At 45.4% G+C, this 13,664-nt stretch carries 15 protein-coding genes; 4 read left to right on the top strand and 11 right to left on the bottom strand.

Features of this window, described 5'->3' with window-relative positions:
- Positions 1 to 60 precede the first annotated feature (60 nt).
- Together sbcB and cdd are read left to right on the top strand one after the other, a co-directional pair.
- Positions 61 to 1,473 (top strand): exodeoxyribonuclease I, encoded by a 1,413-nt coding sequence (gene sbcB / locus EKG39_RS11450; protein ID WP_126505888.1) that lies wholly within the window; start codon positions 61 to 63, stop codon positions 1,471 to 1,473.
- A 96-nt stretch (positions 1,474 to 1,569) separates the two neighbouring features.
- On the top strand, positions 1,570 to 2,460 hold the full coding sequence (cdd, locus tag EKG39_RS11455; RefSeq protein WP_126505889.1) for a cytidine deaminase: 891 nt from the start codon (positions 1,570 to 1,572) through the stop codon (positions 2,458 to 2,460).
- A gap of 65 nt (positions 2,461 to 2,525) precedes the next feature.
- Here the strand turns inward: cdd and EKG39_RS11460 are convergent, their stop codons facing one another.
- The 11 genes from EKG39_RS11460 to yceD form a co-directional block, all read right to left on the bottom strand.
- Positions 2,526 to 3,401, bottom strand: coding sequence for an NAD(P)-dependent oxidoreductase (locus EKG39_RS11460; protein ID WP_126505890.1), 876 nt, complete (start codon positions 3,399 to 3,401; stop codon positions 2,526 to 2,528).
- 129 nt (positions 3,402 to 3,530) lie between these two features.
- Positions 3,531 to 4,013, bottom strand: a complete 483-nt coding sequence (locus tag EKG39_RS11465) for an acyl-CoA thioesterase (protein ID WP_126505891.1) — start codon at positions 4,011 to 4,013, stop codon at positions 3,531 to 3,533.
- Positions 4,014 to 4,120: 107 nt separating this feature from the next.
- Positions 4,121 to 4,489 carry a hypothetical protein gene (locus EKG39_RS11470; protein ID WP_126505892.1) on the bottom strand — a complete coding sequence of 123 codons (369 nt, stop codon included), beginning with the start codon at positions 4,487 to 4,489 and terminating at the stop codon, positions 4,121 to 4,123.
- A gap of 287 nt (positions 4,490 to 4,776) precedes the next feature.
- The gene (gene fabF / locus EKG39_RS11475; RefSeq protein WP_126505893.1) at positions 4,777 to 6,015 is read right to left on the bottom strand and encodes a beta-ketoacyl-ACP synthase II; all 1,239 of its coding nucleotides are present in this window, start codon (positions 6,013 to 6,015) and stop codon (positions 4,777 to 4,779) included.
- A 225-nt stretch (positions 6,016 to 6,240) separates the two neighbouring features.
- Positions 6,241 to 6,474, bottom strand: a complete 234-nt coding sequence (gene acpP / locus EKG39_RS11480) for an acyl carrier protein (protein WP_011496723.1) — start codon at positions 6,472 to 6,474, stop codon at positions 6,241 to 6,243.
- Between the two features lie 159 nt (positions 6,475 to 6,633).
- A complete protein-coding gene (gene fabG, locus EKG39_RS11485; protein ID WP_126505894.1) occupies positions 6,634 to 7,380 on the bottom strand; it encodes a 3-oxoacyl-ACP reductase FabG in 747 nt (248 codons plus the stop codon).
- Between the two features lie 9 nt (positions 7,381 to 7,389).
- Complete coding sequence (gene fabD, locus EKG39_RS11490) at positions 7,390 to 8,316, bottom strand: ACP S-malonyltransferase (RefSeq protein WP_126505895.1); 927 nt, start codon at positions 8,314 to 8,316, stop codon at positions 7,390 to 7,392.
- Between the two features lie 53 nt (positions 8,317 to 8,369).
- Entirely contained in the window at positions 8,370 to 9,329 is a 960-nt protein-coding gene (locus EKG39_RS11495) for a beta-ketoacyl-ACP synthase III (RefSeq protein WP_126505896.1), read from the bottom strand.
- A gap of 11 nt (positions 9,330 to 9,340) precedes the next feature.
- Positions 9,341 to 10,369 (bottom strand): phosphate acyltransferase PlsX, encoded by a 1,029-nt coding sequence (gene plsX, locus EKG39_RS11500; protein ID WP_126505897.1) that lies wholly within the window; start codon positions 10,367 to 10,369, stop codon positions 9,341 to 9,343.
- A 15-nt stretch (positions 10,370 to 10,384) separates the two neighbouring features.
- A complete protein-coding gene (rpmF, locus tag EKG39_RS11505) occupies positions 10,385 to 10,555 on the bottom strand; it encodes a 50S ribosomal protein L32 (RefSeq protein ID WP_012276873.1) in 171 nt (56 codons plus the stop codon).
- Positions 10,556 to 10,572: 17 nt separating this feature from the next.
- The gene (yceD, locus tag EKG39_RS11510; RefSeq protein WP_126505898.1) at positions 10,573 to 11,097 is read right to left on the bottom strand and encodes a 23S rRNA accumulation protein YceD; all 525 of its coding nucleotides are present in this window, start codon (positions 11,095 to 11,097) and stop codon (positions 10,573 to 10,575) included.
- Positions 11,098 to 11,434: 337 nt separating this feature from the next.
- Here yceD and EKG39_RS11515 point away from each other — a divergent pair, with 337 nt between their 5' ends.
- Both EKG39_RS11515 and EKG39_RS11520 read left to right on the top strand, forming a co-directional pair.
- Entirely contained in the window at positions 11,435 to 12,028 is a 594-nt protein-coding gene (locus tag EKG39_RS11515; RefSeq protein ID WP_126505899.1) for a Maf family protein, read from the top strand.
- A 203-nt stretch (positions 12,029 to 12,231) separates the two neighbouring features.
- A complete protein-coding gene (locus tag EKG39_RS11520; RefSeq protein WP_126505900.1) occupies positions 12,232 to 13,617 on the top strand; it encodes a GGDEF domain-containing protein in 1,386 nt (461 codons plus the stop codon).
- The last annotated feature ends 47 nt before the right edge of the window (positions 13,618 to 13,664 follow it).

A 13,664-nucleotide genomic window follows, 5' to 3' on the forward strand; every position in this document is an offset into this window, starting at 1 on the left:
GACAAAGCGATATGTAGAATGCTATGATTAGTCGCAAGTATCTTCCAAAAAATATTACCTATGTCTCCCAGCAATATCCCAAGCATCTTCTGGCACGATTATGAAACTTTCGGTGCGAACCCGGCTAAAGACCGCCCTTCCCAATTTGCAGGGATCCGTACAGATATGGATCTTAATATTATTGGCGATCCGGTGACTTTTTATTGCAAGGTGGCAAACGATTACCTGCCCTCCCCTGAAGCAATACTTATCACAGGCATTACGCCTCAGCTGGCAAATTTGAAAGGAATGCCTGAAGCTGAGTTTATGGCCAAAGTGCATGACCTTTTCAGTCAGCCCAATACCTGTGTGGCTGGTTATAACTCCATTCGTTTCGATGATGAGGTTTCCCGCTATGGTTTCTACCGAAACTTTTATGACCCTTATGCCCGTGAGTGGCAGCAAGGTAACTCACGTTGGGACATCATAGATCTCGTCAGGGCGTGTTATGCATTCAGACCGGAAGGTATCGAGTGGCCACAAAAAGAAGATGGTTCGCCCAGTTTTAAATTAGAGCATTTGACCCAGGCCAACGGCTTAAGTCATGAAAAGGCACACGATGCCATGTCAGATGTTTATGCCACCATAGATATGGCGAAGCTGATTAAACAGAAACAGCCTAAACTGTTCGACTATTACTTCAACTTAAGACGCAAACAAGAGGTCTCTAAACTCATTGATGTGCTTAACATGCAACCTCTGGTGCATGTGAGTTCAAAAATCAGTTCACTCCATGGTTGTACCAGCATCATTGCACCGGTGGCACATCACTCCACCAATAAAAATGCCATTATCTGTGTCAACTTGGCCATGGACATTTCACCTCTTATCGAACTCAGTGCCGAACAGATCAGGGAGCGCATGTATACGCCCAGAGCCGATCTTGGCGAAGATGAACTTCCTATCAGCGTTAAACAGATCCACATCAATAAGTGTCCCTTTATCGCTTCGGCAAAAACACTCAGTGATGAAAATGCCCAGAGACTTGACATAGATAAGGCATTTGCCAGAGAACAGTTTAAGCTGTTGAAGCAACACCCTGAGTTGCGTGAGAAATTAGTTGCCGTCTTCGATGTGGAGTATGAGTCCGGTTCTACGGACCCGGACCTGCAGCTATATAGCGGTGGTTTTTTCAATTCTGCAGATAAAGAGAAGATGGAAATTATTCGTCACACCTCACCGCAGAATCTTGCAGCACTCGAGCTTGAATTCGATGACTCCAGGCTTAAAGAGATGCTATTCAGGTACCGAGGCCGTAATTACCCCGAGACCTTCGATGAGATGGAATCGATGAGATGGCGTGAATTTTGTCAGGCGAGACTCAACGATCCTGATTATATGTTGAAGTTAGAAAATCTGGTAAATGAAACAGCTCAAAATGAAGACAAACAAAAATTACTTACGGCTTTATGTCATTATCTTAGCAATCTGTAGGATCTTACTGAAATAAATGGGAGCTGGATCTCATCATCCTTGTAAAACGATTACTAAAATGATTTTCATTATCTTAACAAGTATAGGACCATAAACATGCAAGATAGATTTATAAAGTGCATCGCTGAGTTGCCCAAACCACTATCAGATGCATTGGTACCCATGTTGAATGCCGAGTTTGCCGGCCATATCGATGCCCAGCAACTTAGCACGCTTATTACTAAGAGTGGATTAGCGGAGAGCGAGCTTCTGATCGCCTTGCTTCCAGTCGCCGCAGCACTGGCCAGACCGCCTATCAGTGAGTTTTATGTCGGTGCCATTGCCAAAGGTAAGAGTGGTGATATCTACATGGGCGCGAATATGGAGCTCTCTGGTGAAGCACTTTTCCACTCGGTGCATGCTGAACAGAGTGCTATCAGTCATGCATGGCTGAGCGGTGAGCGTCAAATCGAAGATGTCATCGTTAATTTCTCACCATGTGGCCACTGTCGTCAGTTTATGAACGAATTGGTCGAAGGTCAGAAGGTTAAAATCCACCTGCCAGAGCAGCAAACTCAACCTCTGTCACACTATCTACCTTATGCCTTCGGTCCGACCGATCTGAATATCACCGAGCCCTTGCTAACCAAACAGCAGCATGAGCTTAGTCTGGACAGCTCAGATCCGATGATCATCGAGGCTTTGGACCATGCAAGCTTGAGCTATGCCCCGTATACGAATAGTTATGCTGCTGTTGTTCTGGAAACAAAAGATGGTGCGACCTATTGTGGCCGATACGCCGAAAATGCGGCATTTAACCCATCTATGTTACCCATGCAGATGGCGCTTTCTACCATGGCCAGACATAACAGAGAGTTCAGTGAGATTTCTCGTGCAGCATTGATCGAATCTGCGGGTGGAAAAATCTCTCTGGTTGGCGCAACTATGGATGCCCTTCACGCCGTTGCTGCGGTTGAACTTGAACATATCGTCCTCGATCCAGAGTAAGAGCACTAAATCTAAACTACCCAATCAAAAAGGACTGCTGAGCAGTCCTTTTTTTGTTTTTGAATTTACTTTCTGTTGCGCTCAAGTTTTGCCAACAGGCTTGATGTATCCCAGCGATTACCGCCAATTGCCTGCACTTCTGAGTAAAACTGATCGACCAGAGCAGTGAGAGGAAGATGTGAGCCATTCTTTCTGGCTTCATCTAATGCAATATTGAGATCTTTACGCATCCAGTCTACGGCGAAGCCCAGGTTATACTCTCCCTGCCACATCGTCTGATAGCGATTCTCCATCTGCCAGGATTGCGCTGCGCCTTTACTGATCACTTCGACGACCTTCTCACCATCGAGCCCGGCGCTGCGTGCAAAATGAAGCCCCTCAGCAAGCCCCTGAACCACACCAGCAATGCATATTTGATTAACCATCTTAGTGAGTTGTCCCGCGCCAATATCGCCAAGACGCTCGATACAGCGAGCATAAGCATCGATAACAGGCTTAGCTTGCTCAAATATCTCCGCATCACCGCCAGTCATCACTGTCAACACACCATTCTCTGCACCAGCCTGTCCACCGGATACCGGCGCATCCAGAAAGCCGATACCAGCTTGTCGTGCGATATCACCAATCTCTCTGGCAACATCGGCAGAGGCTGTCGTATGATCGACAAGAATCGTTCCGGACTTCATTGCATTAAGTACACCCGCTTCACCTAAGGTCACCTCACGTAGATCATCATCGTTACCGACACAGATAAAGACCATATCCTGATCTTGTGCGGCAAGCATAGGGGTAGGCTTGGATTGCCCGCCATATTCGTTGACCCAAGCCTCTGCTTTAGCCTCTGTGCGATTGTATACGGTTACATCATGACCATTTCTAACCAGGTGACCAGCCATCGGGTAACCCATAACACCCAGGCCGATAAACGCTACTTTTGCCATCTTCTTCCCTTATTAGTTTTAGTTCTTAGCTTAGTTTGAGTATTAAACTAGTCTATCACCCTGTTCATTTTTTATGAAAGCCGGATAGAAAAAAGGCACCCTAAGGTGCCTCTTACGTATGAGATTTAATTAAGCAGAGGTTACGTGGGCTTCCATCTCGGCACCAATTTTCTTACGCATCTCCATCAAACGAATGGCCGAGTCGCGTAATTTAATGTCTTCATCTGTTTGAGGCACCCACTCAGGTACTTCGGTGGGATGACCTGCATCGTCTACGGCGACCATAATCACGACACAGTGAGTGGTGAGGTGACGCTCCGGGTTCTTAGGGTCTCCGGCACGAACATCAATGCCAAGATGCATAGATGTGCGGCCCGTGTAGATAACTTTCGCCGTAGTTTCGACAATATTTCCCACATGGATCGGCTTAACAAAGCGGATCCCACCGGCATAGGCTGTGATGCAGTACTTACCACTCCAGCCAGCCGAACACGCGTAAGCGGCTAAATCGATCCACTTCATGACGGCGCCACCGTGCACCTTACCACCGAAGTTTACATCTGCAGGCTCCGCTAGAAACCTTAAGGTTATCGCTCGTTCTTTACCGGCCATTATAATCTCGAAACAATTGGAGTATGGAGTAAGTGTACGCCATAAACAGTAAATGGCGTACAAGTATAATCAGAGATTTATGCCTGTTTTAGCTAGGTTTTAATCAGTTAGCCAAATTTTAGAACGATGAAACTTGAAACGAGAATAAAAGGAATTGAGAGGCGGTAAACCCATAGTTGTGCACCTTCATTGAATAAGCGTGAGGCACTGATCCCCGAATGAATGAAGAAACCAGCTAAGAAAAGTATCAACACCTCGATTCCTGCGATGTTATCTGCCTCACCTCCGGCATAAATTGCTGTCACCAGCAGTGCAAACCACACGATTGCAAAACCTGCGGCAGCAACACTGAAAGTTTTCATTCCAATCGTTAGCTTAGGGTGCACTTTAACAGTTTCACCTCTTATCAGCTCATTCAGGTTTGCCGTTAACGCGCCGACAAGCGGCATTAGGGGAAGTACAGTAAGATTTAACACGTGAGGTTCCTTAAACCCGAAGTTAGAGATCGCAAGTATCTGCCTATCGAAGGTAAGATCCAATAGAGATTAACTAAGGTTAATCTTACGGTAAATCCTGGTTAATCTGATGACTATTCAACATGTTAAAAACTGACGCAAGGTGTAAACCCAAAGCGTAAGCCAGGTTAACTAAGCGCTACCACCTTCCCCTTTACTTGTTAGCGTAAGCTGAGTTTTGGCATTCTCCATTTAAAAAATGGTATAAAAAAAGCGCCCATAGGCGCTTTTCAGAAGTGACTCTACAATTATGCTTTCTTAAACAACAAAGAGCCGTTTGTGCCACCGAAGCCAAATGAATTACAAAGGGCATAATCAAACTTGTGATCCCTTGCGGTGTGAGGCACAAAATCCAAATCACAACCTTCATCAGGGTTATCCAAATTCAATGTTGGTGGAATGACCTGATCTTTAAGTGCAAGCAAGGTAATAATCGCTTCTACCGATCCAGCAGCACCCAACAGATGGCCTGTCATAGATTTAGTCGAGCTGACGAGCAGATCATAAGCATGATCGCCAAACACTGACTTAACGGCAGCCGCTTCGGCTTTATCACCCGCCGGGGTTGATGTGCCATGAGCGTTAATATAACCAATACTCTCGTTTGCAAGTTTTGCATCTTTAATGGCATTGACCATTGCCGCTGCTGCGCCCGCACCGTCGGCAGGAGGCGATGTCATATGGAATGCATCGCCACTCATACCAAAACCGACAAGCTCACCATAGATGGTCGCTCCGCGTGCTTTAGCATGCTCATACTCTTCCATAACCATGACACCGGCGCCGTCACCAATAACGAAGCCGTCACGGTCTTTGTCCCAGGGACGACTCGCCGCTTGCGGGTCATCGTTGCGGGTCGATAACGCCTTAGCCGAACCGAAACCACCAACGGCTAACGGACAAGTCACATCTTCGGCACCACCGGCAACCATCACATCGGCATCGCCATAAGCGATAGTCCGTGCGGCAAAACCTATGTTATGCACACCGGTAGTACAGGCTGTAGTAACGGCAAAGTTAGGCCCCGTCATCCCGTATTTAATCGAAAGATGACCAGAGATCATGTTGATAATAGTACTTGGAACAAAGAAAGGAGAGATCTTACGTGGTCCACCTTTCATCAGCGCTGAGTGAGCTTGTTCGATGAGCGGCATACCGCCCATTCCTGCGCCGACAGCGGTACCCACGCGGGCAGGATCAAGCTTATCCATTTCTAGACCTGAATCGGTTACAGCCTGAATACCGGCGGCCATACCATATTGGATAAACAGATCCATCTTGCGAGCGTCTTTTCTAGACATATATTGCTCGACATCAAAATCTTTGACCGAGCCGCTAAAACGAGTCGAAAACTCGCTGGCATCAAATTTAGTTATTGGTGCAATACCACTTTTACCAGAAACAAGGGCTTTCCAGGAAGAATCAACCGTATTCCCTACAGGAGTGACCAGACCAAGTCCTGTTACGACTACACGACGTTTAGACACACGTTCACCTATATACATTGAGTTAATCGACTACAGCGGTTTAACGCTGCGATGGAGAGTTTCTAACCAGAGGAATAAAATATATACCTAAACCACTTCAAGATACAGAGTTTAGCAACTCGAGAAGTAATTGGGTTCAAAGCATGAAATAGTTGAACGAAAAATTCCAGTAGCCAGAAACAAAAACAGGCAGCATAAATGCTGCCTGTTTTCTAGAATTCAGGATTACTGATTCTTTGAAACGTAGTCGATCGCTGCTTGAACAGTAGTGATCTTTTCAGCTTCTTCATCAGGGATCTCGGTGTCAAACTCTTCTTCCAGAGCCATAACCAACTCAACAGTGTCCAGAGAATCTGCACCCAAGTCGTCAACGAAAGATGCTGCAGACTTAACGTCTTCTTCTTTAACACCTAGCTGCTCAATAATGATTTTCTTTACACGTTCTTCGATGTTGCTCATTAGTTTCTTTCCTATTCAAATTACGCACTTGCGCAAGATTGAGAGTAGTTTATTCAATTTGGTAAACAATGCAAGCTTAACTTTTGTGGTCTAACCACGAATTTAAACACACTTTGATAAGGATCATCAATAATTAACCGCATTATTTACCAATCACCCTTAAACCATGTACATGCCACCATTCACATGGAGAGTCTCTCCTGTGATATATGCAGCGGAGTCTGAAGCTAAGAAGACCACTGCATTAGCGATCTCTTGCGCCTGACCTAGACGCTCCATAGGAACCTGAGACATGATACCTTGTTGCTGCTCTTCCGTCAGCTCATCAGTCATATCTGTCTGGATAAATCCAGGAGCAATAGCATTTACTGTTATTTGACGAGATGCAACCTCTCTTGCAAGAGATTTGGTAAAGCCGATTAAACCAGCCTTAGCTGCACAGTAATTCGTTTGTCCCGGATTTCCCATAGAACCAACGACAGAACCAATATTGATGATTCGACCATTACGTTTTTTCATCATAGGTCGCATGACGGCCTTTGAGGTACGAAATAGCGATGTAAGGTTGGTATCTATGATATCTGACCATTCATCTTCTTTCATACGCATCAATAAATTATCACGGGTAATGCCGGCATTGTTAACCAAAATACTGACATCACCTGATTTTTCTTTTATCTGAGCAAAAAGATCGGTAACAGACTGGCTATCGGTAACGTTGAGGACTAAGCCTAAACCTTTGTCACCCAAATACTCCTGAATAGCAGCAGCGCCACGTTCGCTCGTTGCAGTTCCAACCACTGTTGCACCAGCTGCAACCAGCGTCTCGGCAACTGCACGGCCAATACCACGGCTTGCGCCCGTAACAAGCGCCACCTTGCCTGTTAAATCTATACTTACACTCATGAATATCTCCTATTCGGTCAATGCAGCGAATGATGCAGCATCGTTGACCGCTTTTGCAGTAAGCGATCGATTAATTCGTTTTGCCAATCCGGTTAACACCTTACCCGGCCCGACCTCATAAAGATGAGTTATGCCACTTTCAGACATAGCATTAACACTATCAGACCATCTGACAGGACAATATAACTGTCTGACCAAGGCATCTTTGATCTCTGTCGCAGTTTCAGGGCTGGCGACATCGACGTTATTGATCACCTTGACTTTAGGTGTTTTAAACTCAATAGCTTCCAGTGCCGACGCTAGCTTTTCCGCCGCTGGACGCATCAATTCACAATGAGAAGGTACACTAACGGGAAGTGCTACCGCCATTTTTGCCCCATTGTCTTTGCACAAGGCTGCAGCTCTTTCTACTGCCGCCTTACTGCCGGCAATAACCACTTGGCCAGGACTGTTATAGTTCACAGGACTCACAATTTCACCCTGTGCGGCTTCTTCACACGCCTTTGCAATAGATTCGTTATCTAAACCTATAATTGCATACATAGCACCACTGCCAGCAGGCACGGCTTGTTGCATCAATTGACCACGTAACTCTACGAGTTTTACGGCATCAATAAAGTCAATAACGCCCGCACAAACCAATGCAGAATATTCACCCAGACTATGGCCGGCAAGCACTGCAGGCATTGCCTTACCAACAGCTTCATAGGCTCGCCAGATGGCAACGCTAGCGGTAAGTAATGCAGGCTGGGTCTTATCTGTTTCATTGAGCGTTTCGACTGGACCTTGTTGAACAAGCTCCCACAAATCGTATCCTAAAACGTCACTTGCTTGAGAAAATGTATCAGCAACGATTTGATGCTCTGAAGCAAGGTCGGCCAACATCCCAATCGCTTGAGATCCTTGACCCGGAAAAATAAAAGCAGAATTTTCCATCATTTAATACCTATGACAATTCAAAAAATAATACTCATTGTTTTAAACAAGAGTTAAAAACGAATTAGTGCACTTCCCCACGCAAATCCGGCACCGAAAGCTTCGAGCAGGATAAGCTGGCCACGCTGAATTCGACCATCCCTGACGGCCTCATCCAAAGCGATGGGCACTGAAGCCGCTGAGGTATTGCCGTGCTTTGCTAAGGTCAACACAACCTTATCTAAGCTCATGTTGAGCTTCTTAGCCGTAGCCTTAATAATTCGGAAATTTGCCTGATGCGGAACCAACCAATCAATTTCAGATTTATCAATCTGATTGATCCGCAATGTATCAGTGACAACCTGTGACAGTTGAGTAACGGCAACTTTAAATACATCATTGCCTTTCATTGTCATGTAACCGACAGCCTCTGAGGTTTCACCCATGCGAGGAGGGAAAGAGCATTTCAGCAGATCAGCTTGCCTGCCATCGGCATAGATATGGGTAGACAAAATACCTGGTTCGCTCGATGCACCAACGACTGCCGCACCGGCACCATCACCAAACAGGATAATGGTACTGCGGTCTTCAGGCTCACAAAGTCGGGATAAGACATCCGCACCGATCACTAATACCTTTTTAGCCGCACCCGATTTAACGAATTGGTCGGCGACCGAAAGCGCGTAAACAAAGCCTGAGCAGGCCGCTGCGATATCAAACGCAGGAATGGTATGAACACCAAGCTTCGCCTGAATTTCACAAGCTGCCGCCGGAAATGCATTACTGGCACTCGTCGTGCCGCACACGATCATATCGAGTTCATTGGCGTCGAGACCTGCCATCTCAAGCGCCTTTACCGCAGCTTCATAGCCCATAGTAGAAACGGACTCATCGGCGGCAGCAATTCTGCGCTCTGAAATACCTGTACGTTCAACAATCCACTGATCAGTGGTTTCAACCATCTGTTCCAGATCTTGATTGCTACGCACTTGTGCTGGTAGATAGCTACCAGTTCCAAGAATTTTTGTATGCATATAAGGAGATATCAGTTATTTATGTCTAAAAGAATCGACTCGAGACGTTCTTCAATCATCTGAGGGAGTCGACGTTGTGCCTCTGTAACAGCTAGACTAATTGCTTGTAAATAAGCAGATTCATCGGCACTTCCATGACTTTTTACTACAATTCCGCGCAATCCTATCAAACTTGCGCCGTTGTAGTGGTCGGGGTTCATCTGATTCAGGACAGAATTTATACGAGGAGCGATCATTTTGGCCATTAACCGTACAAAAAAGCCTTTGGTAAGCCCTTTTTCTAATTGATGTACCAGTAAACGAGCTATACCTTCAGATGTCTTTAAAGTGATGTTACCTACAAAGCCATCACAAACAATCACATCGACACAACCAGAAAAGAGATCGTTCCCTTCAATGAAACCAGTATAATTGATCTGTGGACTTTGTTGTAAAAGTTGACCCGCTTGTTGTACCTGGTCATTTCCCTTGATCTCTTCAATACCGACATTAAGCAGGGCCACCTTGGGCGAACAATTCTTGTCCACAGCCTCACATAGTACTGAGCCCATAACGGCAAACTGAAAGAGTGTTTCAGAACAGCAAGAGACATTGGCGCCTAAGTCGAGAAGGTAAACCGGGGTTTTATTGACAGCAGGTAGACAACTCACGAGCGCAGGTCTGTCGATACCCGGAAGTGTTTTAAGCAGCACTTTGGACATGGCCATCAGCGCACCGGTATTGCCGGCACTCAGACAAGCTTGGGCTTTGCCATCTCTGACTAACTCAATTGCCAATCTCATAGAGCTTTGCTTTCTGTTTCTGAGCGCATGTGCGGGGCGATCAGACATGGTGACAACTTCTGTCGTATGAATTATTTCAATGCGTCGAAGAACATCAGACTCAACCTGAGAAAGGTATTTCTCAATGTCAGTCTTATTACCAACAAGATAAAAATTTAGAAAGGAATATAAACGAAGTGCCTGCAAGGCTGCAGGCACTGTGATGCGGGGACCATAATCGCCCCCCATCGCATCTAACGCAAGCGTCAGATTAGTCATAAAGGTAGCAACAAATTACTTGTTGATAACCTTTTGACCACGGTAGAAACCATCCGCAGTCACGTTGTGACGACGGTGTAGTTCACCACTCGTAGCATCCACTGACAATTGAGCTGTGCCCAATGAATCGTGTGAACGGCGCATTCCGCGCTTTGAACGAGATTTTTTATTCTGCTGTACAGCCATTTGACCTGTCTCCTAGATTACTTGCTCTTCAGTTTTTCTAACACTGCAAACGGATTTGGACGCTCCTGTTGAGCGGGTTCAATCTCGCCTACTACTATGTCTTGATCACCTTGTCCGCAACTTTCGTTAGCGTGCATAGGTATTAAAGGCATAGCGACTATCAATTCATCTTCAATCAATTGATGCAGACGAACTTCGCCTATTTCATTACACTCAATAGGGTCATACGCATCCGGGAGCTCATCGATTTCAGCTTCATTCCCACAGGGACTAAAGTTGAAGTCGACCGTAACCTCAGTGGTAAATAGCGTCATGCAACGTTGACAATTCAGAGTGAGCTCCGTCACAGCCTTCCCTTTCAGGTAGACTATCCCCTGTATATCTACGCCACATTCCAACGACACTGTCACATCGGAACAGTCGCCGGCACTTAACTCATTTAATCGCTTTAATTGCTTATGCGGAATCACACCTTCATAAGAAAGCTGACTCGCCGAAGCGCGTATAGGATCAATTGAAACCGGTATCTTTACTGTTTGCATAAGGCGCGCATATTATAGTTTGAAATCCTCAGAGTCAAAGGAAAATTTGCCATCTTTAAATAAGAAGGTAAATTGACCGCACATTCTGACCCTAAAAACAAAAATTGATGGATTGGAAATTTTACCCAAGCGGCCTGATTTACTCAAGTAGCTCATGCTTAAAATAGAAGCGGTTGTGCACTTTAAGTCGTAGAAATATCAAAAGAGAGTGATGTTCAACGTGAAACGAAGCTAAACTTCCACTCGAATTCAAACAGCCCGGTACTAAATCTTAGCTTATTGTGAAAAAATCACCTCTCGGACAGTACCAACTATTATCTTCAGGAACACATTATTTATGCCCTCTCAGATTATTTTAGCCTCAACCTCGTCATATCGAAAAGAGATACTATCAAAGTTAGGCATTCCATTTTGTACTTGCTCACCGGATATTGATGAAACGCCGCTCAAAGAAGAGGCACCGGAAGCACATGTTGTTCGATTAGCTAAAGATAAAGCCCGCGTTGGTGCCGAGATGTTTACTCAAGGCCTTGTGATAGGTTCCGATCAAGTTGCCGTTATCAATGGAGAGATCATCGGCAAGCCGTTAAACCATAAGACTGCGGTGTCGCAGTTAACTGCTGCGTCGGATCAGGTGATCACCTTTTATACGGGCATAGCACTTCACAATATCACTACAGGTAAGTGTGAGGCCCACTGCGAAACATTTCGGGTTCACTTTAGAGCATTAACCACAGCGCAAATTGAATACTACCTGAAAAAAGAGCAGCCATACTTTTGCGCTGGTAGCTTTAAATGCGAAGGCCTGGGCATTGCCTTATTCGACAGATTAGAGGGGAAAGACCCTAATACCTTAATCGGACTTCCCTTGATAACGCTTATCGATATGCTATCACGTCAAGGTTATGAGGTACTGGAGCATCATTCATAGACTCCTGAGGCAGCTCAAGGGATTAGTCAGCCACATTCATATAGGCCATAAGGTCAAACAAGGAATAATCTCGCCATAGCCACTACAATATAGTTATTCCAACACAGGGGAGCTCAATACCTCTGAGAGATAACAGCTGAGCGTAACGACGACATGGAGGTCTTATACCGATTGGTATTACCTACGCTCAATGGAAATGGTAGATGACAGATATAGAAGAAGCATTAGCGCTCCTCGCAGCTCCCTGTACCGATGAGCGGTTTTTCCAACGAGCATTAAAGGCACTAGCCCTGGTGACGCAGTGTCGCTGGGCCGCGTTTGGGAGGCCCTCAGAGAACAAAGGGATGGCAGAGGTTGTAGCCTTTTGCGATATCAAGCACAGCATTCCCGGCTTTGAGTTCAATCTCAAAGGCTCTCCTTGTGAAACAATCTACCAGCTCAGATATCCAGACACTCATATTCTTTACCCCAAAGATCTTCAAACCCTATTTCCGAACTTTCAATTAATTAAGGATCTCGGTGCAAATAGTTATCAGGCTGAACTGATCCTGGCCGATGACGGCAGCCCCATTGGCCATATATTAGTAATGGACACTGAGTCTCAAGCCGATTCAATCAAATCACGGGAATTTTTCAGGCTATTGGCACAGAGGATCGGGGTTGAATATAAGAGGCTGCTTATCTCCCGTGAACTTGCCTTGCATAGACAGATGATCGCCGTTTCAGAACAATTTATGTCATTTGTCGATAATGATTACCGCTATCACGTTGTCTCAAAGGGCTACGAGACAATATTCGATCGCCCTGTGCAGGAGTTTATAGGTAAAACCGTTGAAGAGATCCATGGCGAAGAAGTGTTTAGTCAACATTTAAAACCTCTGCTGGATCGCTCATTAGCGGGTGAAACCATTAACACGCAAACTTGGATCCACCCGCCTAACCAACATTCTCCCATGTATCTCAATGTCCACCATAACCCTTACTATAGTGAGAGTGGCAATGTTCATGGGGTCATTGTCTCGGCCCATAATATTAGTGAGATCCATGCTGCGAAAGTGGAAATTGAACACTTTGCCAATCACGATCCTCTCACCGGGTTATCAAATAGACGAGCCCTGTTCGAAGCACTCCAACACAAAATTAATGCCCAGAAGTCTGGCAAACTACGGCTAGCCGTCATGTATATAGATCTGGATGGTTTTAAATTGATCAATGACAGATTCGGTCACCATCAGGGAGACAAGGTTCTGATAGATGTTGCCGCTCGTATTAAAGGTTGTGCGGGGTCGGATGAGCTTATTTCACGAATTGGAGGCGATGAATTTGTTGTATTAACCAGTTTTGCCTATGGTCTGCCGCGATCCAGCTATCAAGCAAAGCTCGAAGCACTTAGCGAACAGTTCTTAATCCAGCTGAGAATGAATATTGAAATAAACGGGGAGCACATACCTGTGAGCGCCAGTATAGGAAGTTATATTGCAGATGATAACGATAACGACCTATCGGCTATCATCTGTAAAGCTGACAAAGAGATGTATAACTCGAAAAAAGCCAAATGTAGCTTGAGCTGCACATTAAATCTGAATTGAACTGGTAAGGAGTGAGAGTCAGACCGGACTATTACATAAAAAGTGAA

Origin of the sequence: Shewanella atlantica, assembly GCF_003966265.1 — a bacterium.
GTDB lineage: Bacteria > Pseudomonadota > Gammaproteobacteria > Enterobacterales > Shewanellaceae > Shewanella > Shewanella atlantica.